This is a genomic window from Brevibacterium sp. AGC70 (assembly GCF_057334195.1).
In genome coordinates this window covers 27,896-50,918 of sequence record NZ_JBHFIH010000009.1, presented here as the reverse complement: position 1 = coordinate 50,918, position 23,023 = coordinate 27,896, and the positions used below count along the sequence as shown (strand labels likewise).

Below are 23,023 nucleotides of genomic sequence, written 5' to 3'. Positions count from 1 at the left end.
TATTCCCGTCTGCTCTGCGCGCGACCCAAGCCAGCGCACCAGACCTGCAGGCACGACAAAGGCCCCGTCTTTACGGACGGGGCCCAAGCGGCTCCCCCGGCTGGGCTCGAACCAGCGACCCTTCGATTAACAGTCGAATGCTCTGCCAACTGAGCTACGGAGGAAAGGCGCAGTTGCCTACGCACGTTGTGTCAGCTTAGCAAAGACACTCGGCCCACGACAAAGCGGGCAACAGTGCTTTAGCTCACAGTTCCGGTTAACCCCACCACCGGACAGCGTGGAATCCATACAGTCAGGACAAACCCAGTCAACAACCACCTCGGCGAGGTGACCGCACTGTAAAATCAAGGGGATTCCTCACCCCACCCATGCAGCGGAAGAAGTGCACGTGACCTTAGTGGCAATCGCCCTCGCCGTCCTTGCGGCGGTGGCACTGGCCTATGGAGCGCTGTACCAGCATGACGCCGTCGCAGATCAGGACGACTCCCACAACGGGCTGAGCTGGGCTCACTTCAAAGAGCTGCTGAGCAACAGGAAATGGCTGATCGGACTGATCATCACCGGTCTGGGCACCGTGGGAAACATCGTCGCTCTGGCGCTGGCACCGGTCATGGTCGTCCAACCCGTCGGTGCCTTCTCCCTCATCGTGTCCGTCCTTCTGGGTGTGCGCCATCGTGGGCTCAAGGTCAACCGACGTGTGGTGCAGGCTGTCATCTGGTGCACTGTGGGGGTGACGATCTTCGTTGCGCTCTCAGCCACCACCGCCCGCACAGAGGTCCACCTGGGATCCGACGCGCTGCCCCTGGTGTGGATCACTGCGGTCATCCTCGCGCTGGGCCTGGGCATCATGCTGTTCTTCCGGAGTGCGCCCCAACTCGTGCTCATCATGGCTGCGGGTCTGCTGTTCGCATGTGTTGCCACGAATACACACCTCGTCAGCGTGCAGCTGCTCCGCGCGGGAATCGACCAGGTCACGTGGCTCAACGTCATCGGCCTAGTCGCCGCGACTGCGATCGGAGCATGGTTCGTCCAAAACGCGTATGCGGCCGGCCCCCCGGAGATGGTCATCGCAGGCCTGACTGTCGTTGATCCCATCGGCGCAGTGATCTTAGGTTCGGTCGTCCTCGGAGAAGCGGCATCTGCTCCGGTCTGGCTCGTCGCCATGATCGCAGCCACCGGATTGGTCGCGTGTCTGGGCGTCGTTGTATTGTCGCGGTATCACCCCGATGTCAAAGATCGAGAACACCAGCGTCGAGTCGCTCGTCGCACAGACCAGTTGACCGACACCGAGGAGAGTTGAATCCTGTCCGCGCATAGTCACACCCCAGCCCGCCGCATTCTCATTCCGACGGAAACCTACGCACCCGAGGTCAATGGCGCCGCGAAGTTCGCAGAACGTCTGGCCGCCGGGCTAGCTGCTCGCGGCAATGATGTTCACGTCGCCTGTCCATCCGCGACAGGAAAGGCCTCGGTGAGCACCGAGGACGGTGTCACGGTCCACAGACTGACCTCACATCGTTGGCCGCTGCATCCGACTTGGACCATCTGCATGCCCTGGGAGACGAAACCCGAACTGTCTCGTCTCCTCGACTCTCTTCAGCCCGACGTCGTGCATACTCAGGCGCATTTCGTCATCGGTCGCTACGCGTTCTCGGAGGCGAGCAAGCGCGGCATTCCCGTCGTCGCCACGAACCACTTCATGCCTGATAATGTGCGACCATATCTGCGGGCGCCGAAATCCCTCCTCGATGGTGGCACTGCCGTGGCCTGGTGGGACCTGCGCAGGAAATTCGAGTCCGCAGACTTCATCACGGTGCCCACGCAGCTCGCTGCCGACCTGCTGACGCAGAACGGGTTCACCTCCCCGATTCGCGCAGTCTCCTGCGGTATCGACCTGGAACGGTTCGCGCACCTGCGTGACGATCAGACTACCCAGGACGATCGAGCCGTCCAGCACGATCAGACTGCCCAGCCTGAGCAGGCGTTCGGATGGTCGCCGACGACGTCTGAGCGATCGACTGCGGCTTCCGGCACCGAGGTCGCGGCGCCACCGCGTGTCCTCTTCGTCGGCCGACTCTCTTCGGAGAAGCACGCCGCCGACATCGTCGAAGCGGTCGCGAAGACCGACCCGGCGCTCGGGCTCGAAGCCGACATCGTCGGCGGCGGGGATCAGGAGGAGCCGCTCAAGGAGCTGGCCGCGGAGCTCGGAGTCGCCGATCGCATCCATGTGCTGGGCAAGGTCAGCGACAAAGAGCTCATGGACGCCTATCAGCGGTGCACATTCTTCTGCATGCCCTCGACAGCTGAGCTCCAGTCTATCGCCACGCTGGAGGCACTGGCTTCACGCAAACCCGTCGTCCTCGCTGACGCGGTTGCGCTTCCACACCTGGTCAGGGACGGGGTCAATGGGTTCCTGTTCCCGCCGCGGGATATCGAGGAGCTGGCCTCGCGATTCGCCCAGATCTGCGAGCTCTCCGACACCGACCTCGACACTATGGCCAGGGCATCGCTCAATGTGGTCGCCAAGCATGACATCGAGTACACACTCGACACGTTCGAATCCATCTACAACAAGGTCATCACCGAAGGCCAGGAAGCAGCGGCCTGAAGCAGTCAGACCCTTGAGCCTTCAGCCATCTGCGCCCATCGGCGGAACAAACACCGTCTCCCCGGTACGAAGACGATCGAAGTCCACGCCTGCCACCATGTCATCGAGAGATGACCACGAACCTGTGGAGCCTGCAAACCCGAGGGATGAGCACATCCACGCGTAGAAATCCTCAAGTGTCCAACCCTGGGCGCACAGCTGCTGGTAGGTGACCGCACCATCACGCTTGGCCAAGCGTCTGCCGGCAGAGTTCACGACCAGTGGAACATGCAGCCACGAGGGCTGCGGCAGGCCCAGCAGGTGGGCCAGATGAGCTTGACGAGGCGCCGAGGTGGCCAGGTCGTCCCCGCGCACCACTTCGTCGACACCACTGGCACCATCGTCGACGATGACGATGAGGTTGTAGGCGAAGACTCCATCGCCGCGCTTGAGGACCAGGTCATCAACCGGGGACGTGATCTCGCCCAGCAGCCTGTCCTGCACCGTGACCTCAGCGTTGTCGGTCTTCAACCGCAGTGCCGGGCTGCGCCCCTGTTCGTCAAGACGCTGTCGGTGCCGTTCTCGTTCGGACTCCGACAGATCACGACAGGTCCCGGGATACGCTCCGGGCGGAGAGTGCGGTGCCGATGGCGCCTGTTGGATGTCCTTGCGTGAGCAGTAGCACTCGTAGACGAGTCCCTGTCCCTCGAGGCGGCTCAGGGCTTCGGTGTACATGTCGAGACGCTCCGACTGGACGAGCGGCGGCTCATCAGGGGTGACGCCGAGTTCAGCGAAGACCTCGAGCTGTGATTGTGCCGCACCGGGCTGGACTCGATCGAGGTCCTCGATGCGCCAGAGGAACCGTCGCCCGGTCTGTCGCGCGCGGACATACGCCAGCAGTCCCGAACGAATGTTGCCGATGTGCAGGTCGCCGCTTGGGCTTGGTGCGAATCGCCCTGCCCCAGTGATCGACGTCTCGAGTCCTGTGGTCTGTATGCTCAAGCCTGCGTCACGAGGTCGGCGTACTGCGGGAAACGTTTGAGATAGTCCTGAACATAGCTGCAGGTCGGGACGATGCGGCCGCCTTCGTCCCGGATCTGATCGAGGACCGTGGTGACCAGTGTGCGGGCGAAGCCACGGCGAGAGAAGCCCTCGGAGATGATGGTGTGCTGGAGTTCGACGGTCTCGTCGTCAATGACCCGATAGCCGAGGAAGCCAGCGAACTCGACCGGATCCTCAGCGGTGAAGATCTCAAACCGTTCACGACCGGGATTCTTGACCACCGTGACGGGGGTGGAACTGAGCTCGGGTTGCATATGGGACTCCTTGTCAGCGGCATCGTCCTTGTCACGAACATTACAGGGTGGCGCCGGGATCTTCACTGACCGACGCCACCCTGTTCTGGTCGATCAGGCGGCGGTCTGCGCTGACAGACCTTCTGCCCCGACTGGCGCGGTGGACTTGCGCTGCAGTCGTTTCTCCAGCCAACGGGCGATTCCGGCGACGATCATATTGATGATGATGAACAGCACGGCACCGACCAGGAACGTCGGCAGCAGGTTGTTGTACTCGCGGCCGATGAGATTCACCTGGTAGAGCAGGTCCTGGTAGGTGACGATGAAGCCCAGGGCCGAGTCCTTGAGCAGCACGACGATCTGCGCAATGATCGTGGGCATCATAGCGCGCAGAGCCTGCGGCATCAGAACCAAGCTCATCACCTGCCCCGGGCGCAGGCCGATGGCCATGGCGGCTTCCCTCTGCCCCTTCGGGACGGCGAGGATGCCGGCTCGGATGATCTCTGCGAGAACCATGCCGTTGTAGAGGGTGAGGCCGATGACGACGGACCAGAACGCTCCGATCGTGTTGCCGAAGATGAGGAACATCGCAAAGATGAGGAGCAGTACCGGGACCCCGCGGAAGAATTCGAGAACGATGGTTCCCGGTACCGAGATGACCTTCTTGCTCGAGAGCCGCAGCAGCGCGAATACGACGCCGACGACCAACGCCAGCACGGAAGCGACGACGGCCACCTTGAGGGTGGCCCCCATGCCTTTGAGGAGCACCAGCTGAATCTGGGAGAAGCTGAATGGATACCATTTTGCCGAGTCCAGCTGACCAGCATCGGCGAACTTCCAGATCACGAAGGCGATGAGGCCGGCCAACACAACGGCCGAGACGATCGAGAGGATGATGTTGTTCCGGCGAGCCTTGGGGCCGGGCTCGTCGAACAGGACCTGAGTCGGTGCGCTCATCGTAGGATCACCAGCTTCCTCTCGAGGTAGTCGAAGATGCGACCGAGGATCAGCGCCAGGATCAGGTACGCAAGGGCAGTCCCGAACAGCAGCGGGATCACCAGATCTCCGCGCACCTCAATGGCATTGCGCATGGCCGAGATGAGTTCTCGATTATTGAACGCCGAGGCGATTGAGGTGTTCTTCAGCAGCGCGATGATGACGCTGCCCAGGGGCGGGATGACGGTGCGGAACGCCTGGGGAAGGATCACCTGGCTCAGGGTCTGTCCGAAAGTGAGCCCGACTGCTCGTGCGGCTTCGGCTTGACCCACAGGAATCGTCGAGATGCCCGATTTCAGGGTCTCGGCGACGAAACATGCTGTGTAGGCCGTCAGCGCCAGAGTTGCATAGATGAAGGAGTTGAAGGAGCTGGTCGCGCCGACTCGGATGTCGAGGAACGGCAGCCCGAAGGCACAGAAGAACATCACCAGCGTCAGCGGCGTGTTCCTCACGACGTTGATGTACGTTGAGGCCGCGATCCGCAGGACCGGTGTCGGTGAGACTCGCATTCCAGCCAGGATCGTTCCCAGCACGAGGGCACCGATCAGGGCGACGGTGAAGAGTTTGATGGTTCCCCAGATGCCTGAGAAGAACATCTCGAGAAGTTGCAGAAAATCCATTCCAGATTCCTTAATCGATGCGAGGGCACCATTGGGTGCCCTCGCATCATGTCAATCTGAAGGCTGGTCAGTAACGGTCGATCTTGGGCATCTCGACATCATCGGCGGAGCCGAGGGAGTATTCGAATGCCTTCTTCCAGTCACCGTCGTCCATCCCCTTCTGGAGGGCATCGTTGACGGCTTCGCGCATGGCGTCATCGCCCTTGGGCAGGCCGACTCCGTATGGCTCTTCGGTGAATGGCTGGCCGACGACCTTGAATTCGCCTTCGTACTGTTTGGCATAGCCACGCAGGATCGCGTCGTCTGTGGTCACAGCGTCGACTGAGCCTGACTGCAGGTCGGTGACGCACTTCGAGTAGGTGTCATAGGCTACGAGTTCAGCCTTCTTGTACTTCTCTTCGATGTTCTGTGCAGGCGTCGAGCCGTCCACGGAGCAGACCTTCTTTCCGGCCAGGTCATCGGGGCCAGCGATGTCGGAATCGGCGGCCACAAGAAGATCCTGCCCGGCGACATAGTACGGTCCGGCGAAGTCGACGACCTTCTTTCGTTCGTCATTGATCGTGTAGGTGGCCACGACCATGTCGATGTTTCCCTGTTGCAGGAAGGGCTCACGGTTGGCCGAGACCGTCTCCGTGTATTTGATCTGGTCTGGGCTGAAGCCCAGCTGCGCGGCCACCATCTTCGCAATCTCGATATCGAATCCCTCGGGCTGCTCCGAGCCTGCCTTGACGTTGCCGAGACCGGGTTGGTCGTACTTGACTCCGACCTTCAGTTCGCCGGCGTCCTTAGCAGCCTTCCAGGTCTTGGAATCTTTGAAATCGGCGCTGTCGTTGACTGTGTACTCAGGGGCTTCCGCCTGGGCGCCGTCGCCCTCGGCAGGAGCGTCCGGAGTTCCGCCTTGACCGCAGCCGCTGAGCGCGAGCAGTCCGATTGCAACAGATGCGATTGAGAGTCTGAGCTTCTTCATCGTTTCTCCTTGTGAGTGTGGTGAGTACGACCGACAATTTCGTTCGGTGTGATCAGCGGGTGAGGATCTTGGACAGGAAGTCCTTGGCACGCGGGGTCTGTGGGTTGGTGAAGAACTCTTCGGGCTCGGCGACCTCGACGATCTCACCATCTGCCATGAATACGACGCGGTGAGCTGCCTTCCTTGCGAAGCCCATCTCGTGGGTTACGACCACCATGGTCATGCCTTCCTCGGCGAGTCCGACCATGACGTCGAGGACTTCGTTGATCATCTCCGGATCCAGCGCCGAGGTGGGCTCGTCGAAGAGCATCACCTTCGGTTTCATTGCCAGTGCACGGGCGATAGCGACTCGCTGCTGCTGCCCGCCGGAGAGCTGTGCTGGGTATTTATCGGCTTGGTGGGCGACTCCGACGCGTTCGAGCAGGGCCATTGACTGCTGTTCCGCTTCGGCTTTGGGCAGTTTGCGGACCTTGATCGGACCGAGGGTGACGTTCTCGAGAATCGTCTTGTGGGCGAAGAGGTTGAAGGCCTGGAAGACCATGCCCACGTCCGAGCGCAGCGCTGCCAGGGCAGCGCCTTCAGCAGGCAGTTCCTTGCCGTCGATCGTGATCGAACCGGAGGTGATGGTCTCCAGACGATTGATCGTACGGCACAGCGTCGATTTGCCGGATCCGGACGGACCGATGACGACGACGACTTCGCGTTCTTTGATATTGAGGTTGATGTGCTTCAGAGCGTGAAAATCACCGTAGTGTTTCTCGACATCTGTGACTGACACCAACGGTTGTGATTCAGCTCTCATGAGAGTTGATCTTAGTGAATAAAGTTCTCACATGAAAAACGTGAAGTCTTGCCGGATGAACTGCAACCGACTTGTGACCTGGGCCAGGAGCCGGCTGCAGTCTCTTCTGCGGCCCTCCCGCCGTCCGCGAAAGGGCGAATCGCGCTCAGCCTGCGATCGTGCTGTGGACGATCTTCTCGCCTTCCTCGCGCAACTCGATCTTGCGGATCTTGCCCGAGACCGTCATCGGGAAAGACTCCCGAACCTCGACGTAGCGCGGGATCTTGAAGTGAGCGAGCTTGCCTGAGCAGAACTCGCGGACCGCCTCGGCATCCAAGTTCTCGACGCCGTCCTTGAGGATCACCCAGGCCATGAGCTCCTCGCCGTACTTCTCATCGGGGATCCCGACGACCTGGACGTCTCTGATCGAGGGGTGGTGGTAGAGGAACTCCTCGACCTCACGGGGATAGACGTTCTCTCCGCCGCGGATGACCATGTCCTTGATCCGCCCGGAGATGTCGACGTAGCCGTTATCGTCCATGATGCCGAGGTCGCCTGTATGGATCCAACGGGACTCATCGATCGCCTCAGCGGTCTTCTCCGGGTTCTCCCAGTACCCGAGCATGACAGCGTATCCGCGGGTGCACAGTTCTCCCTTCTGTCCGCGGGGGACGGCCTGACCTGTGACCGGGTCGGCGATCTTGATCTCGAGATGGGGCATGACACGGCCGACGGTCTGAGTGCGGGCCTCGAGGGTGTCATCGACGCGGGTCATCATGGACACCGGCGAGGTCTCCGTCATGCCGTAGCAGATGGCGACCTCTTCCATGTTCATGTCGGTGATGACACGTTTCATGATCTCGACCGGGCAGGGTGAGCCGGCCATGACGCCGGTGCGCAGCGAGCTGAGGTCGTAGCTCGAGAAGTCAGGATGCTCGAGTTCGGCGATGAACATCGTGGGCACACCGTAGAGCGAGGTCGCCTTCTCCTCGGAGACTGCGCTCAGACTCGCCACGGGGTTGAATCCGGGAGAGGGCAGGATGATGGCAGCGCCGTGGCTGAGAGCCGCGAGGTTTCCGATGACCATCCCGAAGCAGTGGTAGTACGGGACCGGCAGGACGACGGAGTCCTTCGAGGAGTAGCCCAGCATCTCTCCGATGAAGAACCCGTTGTTGAGTATGTTGTGATGGCTCAGCGTCACCCCTTTGGGGAAGCCTGTCGTGCCGGAGGTGTACTGGATGTTGATCGGGTCGTCCATCGCGAGCTCGTCCATGAGCTTCTGCAGGCGGACCGAATACTTGGCGCTCTCATCGTCGAGGAGGCTGCGACCGCTGCCGATCAGTCGGGCAAAGGACTGACGTTCGCCGATGAGCGCATCGCCGAGGAGCTCGGACGGGAGCGTATCGAGAAAGACGAGTTCGAGTCCCGGCACCTTCGCCGCCACCTCGGTCGCGATCGCATGGAAATCCGAGTGGGGCGGGGCGGTGATCTGGGAGACGAGCATGCTCATGCCCGACTGCTTGACGACGTATTCGAGCTCGTGGCTGCGGTATGAGGGGTTGACGTTGACGAGGATTGCGCCGACCTTCGCGGTGGCGTACTGGATCTGTGCCCATTCGGCGACATTCTGCGCCCAGATGCCGACCCGATCACCCTTCTTGATTCCACGTTCGAGCAGCCCGATGGCCAGGGCATCCGTATCCCGGTCGAATTCGGCATAGGTCCACCGACGGCCTGAATAGCGGTCGACGAGCGCCAGGCCATTCGCGTGAGCAGCTGCAGTCGCCTTGATGTGCGCGGGGATGGTTTCTCCCAGCAGTGGTGTGTCCGACGGTCCTGAGGAATAGGAAAGTTCTGCCACGTCGTTGTGCTCCTTTGTACCGGTTCGATGTTGCTAGCGTGATCTACTGCACAGTATGCCTTCTGTGTCCCCCTCGCAAAAGCTGTGGAGGAAGTCACGTCCAGGTGTGTCCGACGACTGGCGAGAAGTCGCCGACAGGCTGGCTCCGACCTCTCCCACGGGTGCGCTGAACGCAACGCTTCCGGAGTCGATGAGGACCAGCGTGGACGCCAGGGCGGTGACGTCGTCGACATCGTGGGTGATGATGACGGCGCTTCGACCTGACAGCACCTGGCCGAGCACGCGTCGTGTCTCGACTCTGACGTCGACGTCCAGTGCCGACAGCGGCTCGTCGAGGAGCAGCAGCTTCGGGTCGGTGACCAGTGCTCGGGCCAGAGCGATTCGGGCTGCCTGTCCCCCGGATACGGCATCGGGTCTGCGGTCCGCGCAGTGACCGACGCCGAGGCTCGAGAGCATGCGTCCGGCGATTCTCCGTGCGTTCGCCGTGCGCTGTCCGTGGGCCCTGAGGCCGAAGGCCACATTGTCGATGACGTTCAGATGCGGGAACAGGAGCGGGTTCTGCGCCAGGTGGACGATGCCTCTGGCGTGAACGGGCGGCCACCGGTTCGCGTCGAGGTCGAAGACGGTCTCATCACCGACGTGCAGGGAGCCGGATTCGGCAGAGATCGCGCCGGTCATCAGCTGGAAGAGGCTGGACTTTCCCGCTCCGTTGCGACCGATGATCGCCGTCGTCGAGCCGGTCGGCATCGTGAGATCGACGTTGATGCCGCGCTCAGGCAGCCGGGCGCTGAGACGGACCTCGGGGGTCTCCGACCGCGGCCGCTCGGTGTGCGACTCGGGGGCGAGTGCTCCCGAGAACGTCGATGACGGACCCGGACGGAATGTCGAAGCCTCGACCGCCTCCGGAGCCGCGGCCGAACGCGGAGCGCGCAGTTTCGGTGCGTGAGGAGAACGATAGGCGAGGACGATGATGACCAGGGCGACGACGATGAGGAGCAGGGACAAGGCGATTGCCGACTGCGGGTCGGACTCGCGGACCAGATAGATCTGCAGCGGCATCGTTCGGGTGACTCCTGAGAGGGAGCCTGCAAATGTCAGAGTCGCCCCGAACTCCCCCAGTGCTCGGGCGAAGCAGAGGATGGCGCCGGTCATGATTCCTTGGCGCAGAAGCGGAAGCGTGATGTGGAAGAACACGCGGTTGGGCGTTGCGCCGAGCTCGGCTGCGGCGAGTTCGAAGTCCTGCCCGCGGGCAGCGACCGCCGTCTCGACCGACATGACCATGAATGGAAGTGACACGAAGATCTGCGCAAACACCACGGCTGCCGTTGTATATGCCAACCCCAGTCCCATTTCGGTGAGCAGGGACCCGAGGAAGGCTGTTCTTCCCCAGGTGTAGAGGAGTGCCAGACCGCTGACGACCGGCGGCAGGACGAGTGGCAGCAGAATGAGCGTGCGCACGACTCGCTGCCCGCGGAAGGTGCGTGTCGCGAGCAGGTAGCCCAGGGGGAAGCCGATACTCACGCTCACCAGAGCTGCGATGACGGAGGTGAGCAGTGAGAGTCCCATAGCCAGTTGAGATTCCGGCGCCAGAATGATCTCGCCGAGGTGGCCGGGCTCGATTCGTGTGATCATCCCGATGATCGGGACGAGGAGGAAGGTGATGCCGAGACCGGCGGGGATCCAGAGCCACGGCGGCACCGTTGAGTGGCCGCGTCTCCTGCGTGTTTTCGTCATATCAGGACGCCCCAGTCAGAACGGTCATATCAGGGAGTCGAGAATCCGGCGGCGTCGAACAACCCGACCGCCTTGTCAGACTTCAGGAACGAGACAAACTCATCGGCGGCTTCCTGGTTCTCACTCGATCCGACCGTCGCCGCCGGGTACTTGTTGATGACCTTGTCCGCGCCGTCGAGCGCGACCTGTTCGACGTCTCCGTTCCCACGGGCGACATCGGTGACGTAGACGATACCGGCGTCGGCCTGGCCGGCACTGACCTTGCCCAGGACATCGGTGACCGAATTCTCCTCGCTGACGGGATCGAGTGCGACATCGTTGCGCTGCGCCCACTTTTCGGTGGCGGCTCCGCAGGGGACCTGGGGCGCGCAGACGACGAGGTCCTTGCCCGTGAAGTCATTCGACGATGCGATGTTGCCCGGGTTTGCCTTCGGCACCGCCAGGGTCAGCGTGTTCGAAGCGAAGATCTGCGGCGCCCCGGCCAGCAGGTCATCACCGCTGAGCGTGTTCATTGTCGACTCATCGGCGGTGGCGATCACGTCAGCGGGAGCCCCTTCCGAGATCTGTGAGACGAGGTCGGAGGAGCCCGCGAAGGAGAACGTCACTTCGACGTTCGGCTCGGTCTTGTTGAACTCCTCTGCGACATCGTCGAAGACCTCGGTCAATGATGCCGCGGCGAAGACCGTCAGAGTTGTCTTCTCCCCCGGATCCGAGCCTGAGCCGGTCGAACACGCGGTGAGCGTGAGCAGGGCAACGATGCACGCTGCAGATAGATGCTTCATCTGTCCATTAAACCCGCATTCGCGGATAGAACGCACATTCATCCCAGCATCTGCGACAAATAGGGCGAATCCGTCAGCCGGTTGCCGCAGTGTCGATGGAGACCATCGTTGCCTTCACCGAGGCGGTGGCAAGACTGCCCGGCTCGAGTCGCAGCTGCCTGCAGGCCTCTGCTGACATCAGGGATACGACGCGGAAAGGGCCGCACTGGAGACCGACCTGCGCCATTACCCCGTCGATGACCACGTCGGTGACGAGACCGGCGAACCGATTGCGGGCAGAACTCACGACGCCGGTCGGATCATCGAGTGCCGCAGAACTCGACTGGGCCAGGGCCACGAGTTCGCGCCCCTCAACTACTGCCCTATTGGATCCGTCCTTGTGCTGGGTGAGTTTTCCTTCGCTGACCCACCGGCGGATCGTGTCATCACTGACCCCGAGGAACCGGGCCGCATCATTGATGCGCAGATCCGTCATTCGAGAGCTCCCACCCATTCATCGTCACCGTCGGAGAAGAACTGATGCTTCCAGATCGCGACCCGCGCCTTGACCTCGTCGATGAGCTCCGAGCAGGCAGCGAAGGAATCATGGCGATGTGGTGAGGCGACGACGGCGGCCAGGGCCACGTCTCCGATCTCGAGTGCGCCGACTCGATGGACGACGGACAGGCGCACGGCCGGGTGCTTCGCCGAGATCTCAGCGGCCACCTCGGCGATCTGGGTCGTTGCCAGCGGATGGGATTCGTAGGACAGCCTGTGGACGCCCCGCCCCTCGTCGTGGTCTCGGATGACACCGGAGAAGCTGACCACAGCACCGCAGGTGTCGTTGAGGACATCGGTCTCGAGAGCGTCGGTGCTGATAGGAGTCTCGACGATGTCGGTGTGGATGACGCTCATGTGTCCCGGCTCCAGTCGCCGCTGCGTCCACCCGACTTCTCGATGACTTTGATATCGCCGATGATCGCCTGGTGGTCGACGGCCTTGATCATATCGAAGATGGTCAATGCGGCGATGGATACAGCGGTCAGCGCCTCCATCTCGACACCGGTCTTCGATACGGTTTTGACAGCGCCGTTGATGCGGACGGCGTCATCGAGGAGTTCGAAGTCGACGTCGATGCCGGTCAGCGGCAGAGGGTGACACAGCGGGATGAGCTCACTGGTGCGCTTGGCGCCCATGACTGCTGCGATGCGGGCCACCGGCAGGGCATCACCCTTGGGCAGACCCGCCTCGGCGATCATATCGATGACCTCGCTTCGAGTGGTGATGAGTGCGGTGGCGACGGCGCGACGTTTGGTTACGTCCTTGTCTCCGACGTCGACCATATGGGCGGCGCCGGAATCGTCGATGTGCGTCAGTGTCATGTGATCTTCCACGTCTTCAGCCTATCGTCTGCGCGGCGGTCGGTCTCAATCGACTGCGGGCCGGAAGCTGCCGGTGGGATGAAGACGAGATGCGTGCTCTGGGCATAGTTGTGGAGCAGGTGGGAGCGAGATCCACCCATGAGCTCGAGGCCGGAACCTGTCATCACGGCCCGCCGCACCTGCAGCTTTCCGCTCGGCGGGGCTTCGTCGAGCCCCCCGAGCAGATGGTGGTATTCGGTTTCACGCGGGTCTTCGTCCACGCCGAGTCCCAACAATGCGGGACGGATGAACATCTCGAAGCTGATCAGGGCGCTGACCGGGTTACCGGGCAGCGCCACCCATGCGAGTCCGGCCAGTGTTCCGCATCCCTGCGGTCCCCCCGGCTGCATCGCGATGGGTTCGAAGACCATGGTCGAGGCTTCGTCGAGGTCGGCGGCGAGCTTGACGACCTCATGCGCACCCTTCGAGATCCCGCCGGTCGAGATGACGAGGTCGCACTCGGATGCCCGCACCGCGTCGAGAAGTGCCTGCGGATCGTCGGGCACGGTGACGATGGTCGCGTCGACTCCCAGGCGGCGGAGACTGGCACCCAGGGTGATCGAGTTTGCGTCATGGATTCCGGCGGCGGCATCGGCGGTGATCTCATCCCCGGTGCTCACGATGAGCACCCGAGGCAGGGTCTGAACCTCGAGCGCGGTGATCCCGCACGCTGCTGCGACGCCGAGGTGGGCCGGCGTGAGCATCAGTCCGGCACTGAGCACGATGGCTCCAGCGGCAACGTCGCTGCCTCGAGAGCGCACGAAGTCACCCGGCTGAGGGCCTGCAGCCGTGGCCGGCAGGGTGATGGTGATCTCCGGGGACTCAAAGTTCCCCGGTTGCGTATCCTCGATCCTGATCACTGTGTCGGTGCCCGCAGGCAGCGGTGCCCCGGTCATGATCTCGACCGCTGATCCGGCCGCCACCTCTCTGCCGCGTGCTCCGGCCGCAACCCTGCCGCGCACCGGGATGGGGCCGTAGACTGTATGTGCGCTGCCATCGGCGTCTGTGTCGTGGCTGTGCTGCGCGTTGCGAAGCGTGGAGGCGGACACGGCATATCCGTCCATGCTGGAGTTGTCGAAACCCGGAACATCGATCGGTGAGCTGACGGTGGTGCTCAGGCGCCGTGGTGAGGCGAGGAGTTCGCCGATCGGCCTTGTCTGCGTGTGGAGAAGCGGGCCGATCGTGTCGAGCACACGACGACGATGCATGATGGCGGTAGTCATGGGACGATGATAACGAAGAAGTTGATCAAGGAGGATGGCAGAATGCGCAAGATCAGCCTGCCCACGCCCGTTCTGAGGACTCCGACAGTGGACCCGGGCGAGACGTTTACGGCCCATCAGGAGGATTCGCTCCTGGACACCTTCGATCGACGTGCCCGCGATATGCGCATCTCGCTGACCGATTTCTGCAATCTGCGCTGCAGCTACTGCATGCCCGAGGAGGGTGTGGAGTTCATGTCTCGCGATGCGGCGATGACGGCCGAGGAGATCATCCGCTTCGTCCGCATCGGCGTCGAGAAGTTCGGCGTCGACCAGGTCCGGTTCACCGGTGGCGAACCGCTGACCCGCAAAGACGTCACCGACATCATTGCCGGTGTCGCCGCACTTGATCCCCGCCCCAATATCGCACTGACCACGAATGCGATCGGTCTCGACAAGCGTGCCGCGAAGCTGCGGGACGCGGGCCTCGACCGCATCAACGTCTCACTCGACACCGTCGATCCCGAGACCTTCGCGACGATCACTCGACGCCCGTTCCTGGGCAGGGTGCTCGACGGGATCAAGGGTGCCCAGGCTGCCGGAATGGATCCGGTGAAGATCAACGCCGTGCTGCTCCCTGGCGTCAACGACCATCAGGCTCCGCAGCTGCTGCGCTGGTGTCTCGATCGCGGGCTCAAGCTGCGCTTCATCGAACAGATGCCTCTCGATGCCGGACATTCCTGGGAACGCGGCACAATGATCACGGCCGCCGACATCTTCGCCCTGCTCGAACCCGATTTCGTCCTCACCCCCGACTCTGCGCCGCGGGGTGGTGCTCCAGCGGAGAAGTTCCTGGTTGCGAGCAGGGACGATCCGGAGACCGTCATCGGCGACGTCGGCATCATCGCCTCGGTGACCCGACCCTTCTGTGCCGATTGCACCCGCACCCGACTGACTGCAGAGGGACGAGTGCGCACCTGCCTGTTCTCACACACGGAGGTGGATCTTCTCACCGCCATGCGGGGCGGTGCCGACGATGAAGCGATCGCGAACCTGTGGAAGGGTGCGCATTGGAAGAAGCTGGCCGGACACGGCATGGATTCCGAGAGCTTCGAACAGCCCCAACGCCCTATGAGCGCCATCGGAGGATAAGTGCCCCAGATCAGAGTCCGCTTCTTCGCAGCCGCGCGAGAGGCCTTCGGAACCAAAGAATGCAGCGCCGAGGCTGCCACCATCGACGGGCTGATCACGACCCTGACGAAGGATGCCGCCGCCGAGGCGAGGACGGTCATCTCCCGTTCGAGCTTCCTGGTCAACGCGATCGCTGCCACGGATCCTCACGCCGCGCTGAGCGAGGGCGATACCGTCGACGTCCTCCCGCCTTTCGCAGGCGGCTGAGACGAAGCTGGGTCGGCTTGCCTGGCCGTCGGTCGCGGCTGAGTTCGTCAGTGCGGCAGTGACAGATAGGCGAGATATCCCCCGGAGACAGAGCTGACCTCGCTGCCCTGCGCGCGCAGCTGTGCGCAGGCCCGGGCAGAGCGCACTCCCGAACGGCAGTAGAGAGCCACTTTCCCGTTCCCCGAGATCAGTCCGGGATCGTCCAAGAGGATGTCCATCGGTATGTGCCGAGCGCCTGGAACCATTCCTGCCGAGACCTCCTCCGCATCTCTGATGTCGACGAGGTGCGTGCCGGGTGTGATCGACTCCCACGTCACGCTCGGATCACTCCCTGCGGGCGTCCCGGCGTTCATCTCAGCACGAAGGCTGCCGAGTGCATCGGCATAGTCGCCGAGGTGGCTGCCCAACTCCGTGATCGGCTCACGTTCAGGTAGTCGTCGAACCGGAATGCTCTCCCAACTGGCGTCGAGACTGCTGTGGATGGAGACCGCGTTGTAGAGAGGGGTGCCGATGCCGGCGAGGACCTTGATCGTCTCCATCGCCATGGCCGCACCGATGCTTCCGCAGAGAGCTCCGAGGACACCGGCAGTTGCGCAGTCGGGTACTGATCCGGGAGCTGGGACGACCGGGTAGAGGTCGCGCAGCGTTGCCCCCTGCATTGTGTCGAAGACGGCGACCTGCCCGTCGAAGCCGAGGATCGTGCCCCAGACGAGGGGCTTGTTCAGGATCTCGCAGGCGTCGTTGGCTAAGTACCTGGTCGCGAAGTTGTCGCTGCCATCGATGACGATATCGGCTGCACCGATGAGTTCGAGAGCGTTGTCCGGTGTCAGCAGCACGGGGTGCGTGATGATGTCGAGGGTCGAATTCAGCTCTCCCATGCGCGCTTTGGCGGAATCGACCTTCCGGTGGCCCACGCGCGCTTCGGAATGGATGAATTGGCGGTGCAGGTTGCTCAGTTCCACCGTGTCGGGGTCGATGATGCTGATGCGTCCGACCCCCGCCGCGGCCAGATACGTCAGGACCGGTGCCCCGAGCCCACCGGCGCCGATGACGAGCACATGAGATGCAAGAAGTGCGGATTGGGCTTGCAGGCCGAAACCGTTGAGGCGGATCTGACGGGCATAGCGCTTCGTGTCCGCAGGGGTGAGTGCATGTGCTGACATGTGCCTCAGTCTAGTTGGCTTCATTGGTCAGTGGCGCAGCTTCAGCAGTCACCGGGCACAGCTTCAGCAGTCGAGGACGGAGATGATGTCCCCGGTCCGAATCGTCCCGGGGGCTCGTGGTGCACGGATGATGACGTCGGCGCCGGCGAAGTCTCGCAGTCGTGACCGGTCCGAGACATCGACATCTCCCGCGGTGGTGAATCTGCCAGGCAGCAGGCTGACGGCCTTGTTGTGTCCGATGATGTCGGGACCGGCGTAGACGGCCTTCTTCCACCGTGATCCGAGGGGACGTGCCTCGAGCAGAGAGCGTGCGAAGAGGTGGAAGGACAGGAAGGCTCCGGTCGGTGTGCCTGGGAAATGCAGGAGTGGGACATCACCGCAGCGTCCGTACCCCTGGGGGCCACCCGGTCGCAGTGCCAGACGCAGGAACGACGAGTGGTCGCCGCTGAGGGCCTGTCTGACGACTTCGAAAGCACCGGCGCTGATGCCGCCGGTGGTGATGATCAGGTCAACGCAGGCGGCGAACTCGTCGATGATCTGCCGGAAGGCCGCCGGGTCGTCCCCGCAGCTGCGTTCGACGGGAATGGCTCCGGCGGCGGTGATCGCCGAGCGGAGCATGGGCAGATTCGAGTTGTTGATGAATGGCTGCAACGACGTGGTGAGACCGGTGCGCAGTTCATCCCCGGTGACGATGAGACCGATGGTGAGAGGGCGGAGGACGCTGACGTTCTCAAGTCCCATCATGGCCAGTGTGCCCACACCGGCCGAGTTGATCGTCTCGCCTGATCGGATGACGGTGTCTCCGACCTGGGTGTCCTCCCCTACTGCTCTGATGTTCCATCCGGATTGCCGGCCTGTGGGCAAAGATGGGACACGGACGCGATCGGGAGCTGGCCCTGTGGCCTCGGCATCCGTGAGTTCGACGGGAACGACCACCACGGCGCTGGAGGGCACCTGCGCTCCGGTCATCACCCGCACGGCGGTGCTTGGTGCGATGTCCACCGGCAAGGCCCCGGCGGGGATGTCACCGCTGAGGGCCACCTCGGCGCCGGACCGGGACCTGTCCAGTGCCGACTCATCGAATGCGAAGCCGTCCATCGCCGCGGTGGCGAACGCTGGGATGGGCGCGTCGGCGATCACGTCAGCGGCAGCGATTCTGTCGATCGCCTTCGCTGTGGGAATCGTCTCCACGGTGCGCGGCGGGGCCGACGAGATGATGAGTCGGCAGTATTCCTCTGGTTCCACGGGTGTCCTTTCGCCTGTGTCAGATACTACGAGGAGTTTCCGGTTCTCGCGCTGGTGTTCGGACTGTGGTGATTTAGAGTGACAAGCGTGGACACACAAACGCGATTCGAACCTGATTCCAAACGATTCGATCTCATTTCCTGGCCGGGGCTGGCCGCAGTGCTGTTGGCGCTGTCCGCCTTCGTCCTATTCGGGCTCGGAACCACGTTTCCCGAGTTGAGGGCGTTCGGCTACGCGCCGATGGTGGCCTCCCTCATCGTCGCATGGATGGCCGACCGAGAGTTCGCACGCGACCTCAGCGTCATCGCCGGCTGCCTGGGACTGATCTCCTCCATCTCGGTGGCAGCCGATATCTCATGGTCCAACATCGCTCGGATGGGAGTCGTGCTGTCCGCCGTGGTGATCGGGCCGTGGCTGATCACCCGATATGGGTTCAAGGACCGGACCATCGTCTTCCCTCTGCGTCGTGGGCAGAAGTGGTCGCGCATGGAATGGGCATGGCTGGCCTTCGTCATCGTCGTCGCCTGGCTCGTCCTCCCCCAGTACTTCATGCGCACCGGGGTTTATCTCAACTGGCCGCCGGTGACTCAGTGGGATGAGATCGTGCGCCTCTTCTTCGGCGTCAACGCTGTCGGCATCTGGGATGAGCTGTTCTTCATCTGCACGGTCTTCGCCCTGCTGCGCAAGCACTTCGCCTTCTGGACTGCGAACGTGTTCACCACAATCATCTTCGTGTCCTTCCTGTGGGAGTTGGGCTATCGATCTATCGGCCCGGTGCTGACGATCCCCTTCGCACTCGTGCAGGCCTATATCTTCACTCGAACGAAATCGCTGCCCTATACCGTGACGGTCCACCTCCTCTTCGACGCGCTCGTCTTCCTCACGATCGTCTACGCACATCATCCCGAGGCGCTGCCCATCTTCATCGGAGTGTGAGAGCCCGCGGCCGGCCGCAGTTGTCATCCAACGGTGCCAGGCTTCTCCCGCGCACATGATGAGACGCCCTGGATCACGAGGTGTGAGCCAGGGCGTCTCATCGAATCAGAGCATGCGCACACGGGAAGCGTCCCCTGTGCGAGATGTCAGCGTATTCCTCGCAGTGCTTTGAGCATCGGCTTCGTGAGGGTCAGTGCCAGCAACCCGAGAATGATCGATGCAGCGCCGATCGAAGTCCAATACGGCGTCTGATTGTCGGCCGAGTAGTAGCCGCCGAGGACACCCGACAGTGCGGTTCCCACGCCAGAGGCGAGGAAGAACACGGCGATCATCTGTGACTGGAACACCTTCGGTGCGACCTTCGACGAGAAGGACAGACCGATCGGAGAGATGAGCAGTTCGGCGAAGACGAAGAGCAGCAGGATGAAGGCCACCCACAGCAGCGGAGTCTCATGTTCGCCGGCATTCGCATACGGCAGGAACAGCAGGAACGCGATGCCGATGAGGATGAGCGAGAGCCCTGCCTTGACCGGGGTCGAGATCTGGCGCGTGCCGAGCTTGAACCAGATGGCCGAGAAGACCGGGGCGAAGGCGATGACGAAGATCGGTGGGATGAGCTGGAGCCAGTTGATCGGCATCTGCCAGCCGAAGATCACGCGATTCATCTGAGTGTCCGAGTACGCGGTGAGCGTCCCGAAGATCTGCTGGTACAGGGACCAGAAGACCACGCAGGTGACGAAGAAGGGAATGAACGCCAGCACGCGTGAGCGCTCATCGGAGTTCGTCTGCGGGCTGACGTACATGACGACGAAGTAGCATGCCGCAGCGCCCGCCGAGATTCCCGCGATCCACCAGTCCAGATTGTCCGGGTTCACGACACCTGAGAACCAGAGCACGACGATGAGGATGACTGCGAGGACAATGGCCGCTATGAAGAGGTAGAGCCTCGAAGACGGCAGCGGGTTGACCGCGCCGCGTGATTCGTCCGGCAGGTTCTTCCGACCTGTGGCATAGATGATCAGACCCAGAGCCATACCGACTGCTGCGGCGCCGAAGCCGAAATGGAAGCCGATCTCCTTCTGCAGGAGGCCGGTGATGAGCGGTCCCAGGAAGGCACCGAGGTTGACGCCCATGTAGAACAGCGTGAACCCGGCATCCCTGCGCGGGTCCTTCTCCGAGTAGAGCTCACCGACGAGGGCCGAGGCGTTGGCCTTGAGGCCACCGGAGCCGAGAGCGACGAGGATGAGACCGGCGGCGACTCCGCCGAAGCCGGGGATGAGCGCCAGACAGATGTGGCCGACCATGATGATGATCGCCGAGTAGAAGAGAATCCTCTCCGCGCCGAGGATCCGGTCTGCGACCCATGCACCGAGGATCGTCGCCAAGAACACGGCGCCGCCGTAGGCGCCGACGATTCCGATGGCTGTCGGCTGAGGCATGCCCAGGCCGCCCTCGGACACCTGGAAGTACAGGTAGATGGCGAGGATGCCGTTCATGCCGTAGTAGGAGAACCGTTCCCACAGTTCGAGGCTGAAGAGCTGCATGAGCGGAAGCGGGTGCCCGAAGAACCGGGTGTCGTTCCGCGTGGCCTCAGCCGTTGAGGTGCTTGATGACATATCGTGCTTTCCGTTGTGACGTGCAAACGCGCACTGCGATGCGCGATTCACTGTGAACAAGCGGCAATGCTACTCCCCGTTATTGCTCAGGTCACACGATCTCAATGCTGGGACGTCGCGTCCCAACAAGCGGAAACTACGAGTGAACCAGGTCTCTTTTTCGGGCTTCTTTGCCGACGAGGAGGTTGAGCATGCCGGCGACGAGGACGAGTGCGGAAGCTGCCATCGGGACAGCCATTGCGGCCGAGGTTCCGGCCTCCTCGGCGAGGATTCCGTTGACTGCCGATGCCACCGACTGGCCGACGATGATCGCGGAACCCGCCATGGACATCACTGTCGCCGAGCGACCGAGCGGACTGCGTTCGGCAGCGAGGCTGAACAGGGTCACCAAGGTCGGCCCGACGGCGCAGCCCATCAGCAGGAGGGCGATGATCACGGTGACCATCGACGTCGACGACGCCATGATCACGGCTCCGATGAGCATCAGGGGCGCGAAGGACAGCAGTCGTGCCCACAGCGCATAGCGTGGGGAGAACACTGCGACGGTGATGGCCAGAATGGCAGAGCCGATGCCCATGATTCCGTAGATGAGACCGGCTTCCTCGGGGCGTCCGAGATCGTTCGTCAGTGAAGTCAGTGCCGTCAGCGTCGACCCGAATACGAGCCCGATGCCGAAGACGCCGAGGACGACGACGAAGACGCCGAAGGTGAACAGCTCCTTTGCCGGAGCCTGGGCTCGTGGCTGTGCTGAGGTGCTCTCAACGGCCCTGCCCGTGGGGTGGAGGGCGAAAGAGGACACGAAGACCAAGGTCATGATGACCGCGCCGATGATCGGCGCGACCGGGTGGAGGGTCGTGGCGAGGAGACCGACGATGAAGGGGCCGAAGACGAATACGAACTCATCGGCTGCCGACTCGTAGGCCATTGTGCCGTTGAGAGTCTTCTGCTGTCTGGGGCCGTTGAGCGTGGACATGATGATCTCAACGAGGCGTGAGCGTGACATCGGGGCGACCTGCGGGGCTGTAGCACCGATGGCGAAGGCGGCGATGAGCACCACGGAATCAGGGAGGGGGCTGAAGACGACCCAGGCCATGAAGATCAGGGCGATGCTGTTGAGCAGACCCACGATCAGCAGGACGCGGCGTTGCCCCCAACGGTCAGCTGCGGCGCCGATGAAGGAGCCGAAGATCGCCGTTCCCAGGCCGACCATGGCCGAGTTGACTCCGCCGAGGCTCAGCGAGTCACGGCCGGCGACGACGAGGGTGAGGACACCGATGACCACCATGGCATAGGGCAATCTGGCCACGAAGGCGATCGGAAAGTAGGTGCGGCCCACGATGCTCAGCAGCGTCGGTGCTGCGATCTGGTCGGGACGGGTGCGGGTTTCGTTGCTGGGCATATCAATCCAGTTTCTCCCCCATCACTGCGATGGGGATCGGTGCCGCCGTGGTGACCTGGATCGAAATCACTCGGTAGATGCACTCTTGCTGTCCGTGTCGGCGCCAGTGGGCGCTTCTTCCAGGCTACCGGGATCGGAGCCGGCAGACGAGGGTGATCGTGAGCTCAAGCGTTTGAGCTTGCTCACCTTCGCCATCTGGCACAGACCTCATTCCCATCCGCGACTCAGTAAGAATGCAGACGAGAATGGGAAGATAACTGCATGAACTTCCTCTCTCGAGTAGTCGTCAACGCATGTGCGATCTGGGTTGCGGCTTGGATCCTGCCTGGTGTTGCCATCGCAGGAAACCGAGTCGTGGAAGACCAGACCGGGCCGATCGCCGCCACGATCATCTCCTACCTCGTTGTCGGGTTGATCTTCGGTTTGGCGAACGCGTTCATCAAACCGATCCTCAGCATCGTGTCCGCACCGATCACCTGTCTGACTCTGGGGCTGTTCTCGATCGTCATCAATGCGATCATGCTGGCGCTGACCAGTTGGCTCAGCGGCTTCACCCCGTTCCAGTTCACCATCGACACCTTCTTCCCTTCGGCCATCCTCGCCGCGATCATCATCTCCATCGTCTCCGCCCTGCTGGGCTGGTTGGTCCCGGAGAAGAGCTCCGCACGCGACTGATCGGTTCCCACCGTGACTCGGGCCTCAGCCGCGCCCGGAATCTTCTCTACTGCGTGTAGACTTCATCTCAGTGTGTCAGTCTGCACCCCAATGACCGTCGGAGGAGAACATGTCCAATATCGCCACCACGAAGAGAACTCGGAACTCAGCATCGTTCGCTGACGTCATCGTCTTCGTCTTCTCGTTTGCCCTCTTCGTGTTCGGTCTCTACCTCTTCGGTGCCGGATTCTTCGGCGCACCGGGGACCGAGTTCTGGCTCTTCTGGGCCGGTCTGCTCGCCTCCTGCCTCGCGTTCATCGTCCCCATGGTCTATCACTGGATCGTTGACCGTAAGGGCTGAGTCCCTGGAATGAGCGAAAGGGGGGG

24 protein-coding genes and 1 tRNA gene are annotated in these 23,023 nt (G+C 62.5%); 7 read left to right on the top strand and 18 right to left on the bottom strand.

The features are described 5' to 3' along the window. Positions 1–91: 91 nt before the first annotated feature. A tRNA-Asn gene (locus ACE03M_RS05635) sits at positions 92–164 on the bottom strand. Between the two features lie 224 nt (positions 165–388). On the opposite strand from ACE03M_RS05635, the gene ACE03M_RS05630 reads away from it, so the two are divergent. Beyond that, positions 389–1,300, top strand: coding sequence for a DMT family transporter (locus tag ACE03M_RS05630; protein ID WP_485933103.1), 912 nt, complete (start codon positions 389–391; stop codon positions 1,298–1,300). Then, entirely contained in the window at positions 1,301–2,608 is a 1,308-nt protein-coding gene (locus ACE03M_RS05625) for a glycosyltransferase (protein ID WP_485933348.1), read from the top strand. A 21-nt stretch (positions 2,609–2,629) separates the two neighbouring features. On the opposite strand, the gene gluQRS is transcribed toward ACE03M_RS05625, so the two are convergent. The 13 genes from gluQRS to ACE03M_RS05560 all read right to left on the bottom strand — a co-directional run bounded on the left by gluQRS (position 2,630) and on the right by ACE03M_RS05560 (position 14,246). Further along, on the bottom strand, positions 2,630–3,589 hold the full coding sequence (gene gluQRS / locus ACE03M_RS05620; protein ID WP_485933102.1) for a tRNA glutamyl-Q(34) synthetase GluQRS: 960 nt from the start codon (positions 3,587–3,589) through the stop codon (positions 2,630–2,632). Further along, positions 3,586–3,903 (bottom strand): GNAT family N-acetyltransferase, encoded by a 318-nt coding sequence (locus tag ACE03M_RS05615; protein WP_143921580.1) that lies wholly within the window; start codon positions 3,901–3,903, stop codon positions 3,586–3,588. The genes gluQRS and ACE03M_RS05615 overlap by 4 nt, the downstream gene beginning before the upstream one ends. Positions 3,904–3,996: 93 nt before the next feature. Further along, the gene (locus ACE03M_RS05610; protein WP_143921579.1) at positions 3,997–4,839 is read right to left on the bottom strand and encodes an amino acid ABC transporter permease; all 843 of its coding nucleotides are present in this window, start codon (positions 4,837–4,839) and stop codon (positions 3,997–3,999) included. Next, positions 4,836–5,498 (bottom strand): amino acid ABC transporter permease, encoded by a 663-nt coding sequence (locus tag ACE03M_RS05605; RefSeq protein WP_485933100.1) that lies wholly within the window; start codon positions 5,496–5,498, stop codon positions 4,836–4,838. Before ACE03M_RS05605 ends, ACE03M_RS05610 begins: the two co-directional genes overlap by 4 nt. A gap of 67 nt (positions 5,499–5,565) precedes the next feature. Next, positions 5,566–6,465, bottom strand: a complete 900-nt coding sequence (locus ACE03M_RS05600; protein ID WP_143921577.1) for a glutamate ABC transporter substrate-binding protein — start codon at positions 6,463–6,465, stop codon at positions 5,566–5,568. A gap of 52 nt (positions 6,466–6,517) precedes the next feature. Then, positions 6,518–7,267: an amino acid ABC transporter ATP-binding protein gene (locus tag ACE03M_RS05595; RefSeq protein ID WP_485933099.1), complete on the bottom strand. Its 750-nt coding sequence runs from the start codon at positions 7,265–7,267 to the stop codon at positions 6,518–6,520. 145 nt (positions 7,268–7,412) lie between these two features. Next, positions 7,413–9,107 (bottom strand): AMP-binding protein, encoded by a 1,695-nt coding sequence (locus tag ACE03M_RS05590; RefSeq protein ID WP_485933098.1) that lies wholly within the window; start codon positions 9,105–9,107, stop codon positions 7,413–7,415. Positions 9,108–9,140: 33 nt separating this feature from the next. Then, positions 9,141–10,841, bottom strand: a complete 1,701-nt coding sequence (locus ACE03M_RS05585) for an ABC transporter permease (RefSeq protein ID WP_485933097.1) — start codon at positions 10,839–10,841, stop codon at positions 9,141–9,143. A 29-nt stretch (positions 10,842–10,870) separates the two neighbouring features. Continuing rightward, positions 10,871–11,623, bottom strand: coding sequence for a molybdate ABC transporter substrate-binding protein (modA, locus tag ACE03M_RS05580; RefSeq protein ID WP_485933096.1), 753 nt, complete (start codon positions 11,621–11,623; stop codon positions 10,871–10,873). Between the two features lie 73 nt (positions 11,624–11,696). Then, positions 11,697–12,098, bottom strand: a complete 402-nt coding sequence (locus ACE03M_RS05575; RefSeq protein WP_485933095.1) for a TOBE domain-containing protein — start codon at positions 12,096–12,098, stop codon at positions 11,697–11,699. Beyond that, complete coding sequence (locus ACE03M_RS05570; protein ID WP_143921571.1) at positions 12,095–12,517, bottom strand: molybdenum cofactor biosynthesis protein MoaE; 423 nt, start codon at positions 12,515–12,517, stop codon at positions 12,095–12,097. The genes ACE03M_RS05575 and ACE03M_RS05570 overlap by 4 nt, the downstream gene beginning before the upstream one ends. Next, a complete protein-coding gene (gene moaC / locus ACE03M_RS05565; protein ID WP_143921570.1) occupies positions 12,514–12,984 on the bottom strand; it encodes a cyclic pyranopterin monophosphate synthase MoaC in 471 nt (156 codons plus the stop codon). The genes ACE03M_RS05570 and moaC overlap by 4 nt, the downstream gene beginning before the upstream one ends. Beyond that, positions 12,981–14,246 carry a molybdopterin molybdotransferase MoeA gene (locus ACE03M_RS05560; RefSeq protein ID WP_485933094.1) on the bottom strand — a complete coding sequence of 422 codons (1,266 nt, stop codon included), beginning with the start codon at positions 14,244–14,246 and terminating at the stop codon, positions 12,981–12,983. Before ACE03M_RS05560 ends, moaC begins: the two co-directional genes overlap by 4 nt. Before the next feature lie 42 nt (positions 14,247–14,288). Here ACE03M_RS05560 and moaA point away from each other — a divergent pair, with 42 nt between their 5' ends. Both moaA and ACE03M_RS05550 read left to right on the top strand, forming a co-directional pair. Then, positions 14,289–15,377, top strand: a complete 1,089-nt coding sequence (gene moaA / locus ACE03M_RS05555) for a GTP 3',8-cyclase MoaA (RefSeq protein ID WP_485933093.1) — start codon at positions 14,289–14,291, stop codon at positions 15,375–15,377. After that, complete coding sequence (locus tag ACE03M_RS05550) at positions 15,378–15,623, top strand: MoaD/ThiS family protein (protein ID WP_143921568.1); 246 nt, start codon at positions 15,378–15,380, stop codon at positions 15,621–15,623. A 47-nt stretch (positions 15,624–15,670) separates the two neighbouring features. Here the strand turns inward: ACE03M_RS05550 and ACE03M_RS05545 are convergent, their stop codons facing one another. Together ACE03M_RS05545 and ACE03M_RS05540 are read right to left on the bottom strand one after the other, a co-directional pair. Next, positions 15,671–16,786, bottom strand: a complete 1,116-nt coding sequence (locus tag ACE03M_RS05545) for a ThiF family adenylyltransferase (RefSeq protein WP_485933092.1) — start codon at positions 16,784–16,786, stop codon at positions 15,671–15,673. A gap of 63 nt (positions 16,787–16,849) precedes the next feature. Continuing rightward, a complete protein-coding gene (locus tag ACE03M_RS05540) occupies positions 16,850–18,031 on the bottom strand; it encodes a molybdopterin molybdotransferase MoeA (RefSeq protein ID WP_485933091.1) in 1,182 nt (393 codons plus the stop codon). A 78-nt stretch (positions 18,032–18,109) separates the two neighbouring features. Between ACE03M_RS05540 and ACE03M_RS05535 the strand changes: the two genes are divergently transcribed. After that, entirely contained in the window at positions 18,110–18,967 is an 858-nt protein-coding gene (locus ACE03M_RS05535; protein WP_485933090.1) for a CPBP family intramembrane glutamic endopeptidase, read from the top strand. Positions 18,968–19,113: 146 nt separating this feature from the next. Here the strand turns inward: ACE03M_RS05535 and ACE03M_RS05530 are convergent, their stop codons facing one another. Beyond that, positions 19,114–20,583 carry a peptide MFS transporter gene (locus ACE03M_RS05530; RefSeq protein WP_143921564.1) on the bottom strand — a complete coding sequence of 490 codons (1,470 nt, stop codon included), beginning with the start codon at positions 20,581–20,583 and terminating at the stop codon, positions 19,114–19,116. Positions 20,584–20,719: 136 nt separating this feature from the next. Next, positions 20,720–21,982, bottom strand: coding sequence for an MFS transporter (locus tag ACE03M_RS05525; RefSeq protein WP_485933089.1), 1,263 nt, complete (start codon positions 21,980–21,982; stop codon positions 20,720–20,722). Positions 21,983–22,243: 261 nt separating this feature from the next. Between ACE03M_RS05525 and ACE03M_RS05520 the strand changes: the two genes are divergently transcribed. After that, positions 22,244–22,657, top strand: coding sequence for a phage holin family protein (locus tag ACE03M_RS05520; protein ID WP_143921562.1), 414 nt, complete (start codon positions 22,244–22,246; stop codon positions 22,655–22,657). A gap of 109 nt (positions 22,658–22,766) precedes the next feature. Next, positions 22,767–22,997 carry a hypothetical protein gene (locus ACE03M_RS05515; RefSeq protein WP_143921561.1) on the top strand — a complete coding sequence of 77 codons (231 nt, stop codon included), beginning with the start codon at positions 22,767–22,769 and terminating at the stop codon, positions 22,995–22,997. The last annotated feature ends 26 nt before the right edge of the window (positions 22,998–23,023 follow it).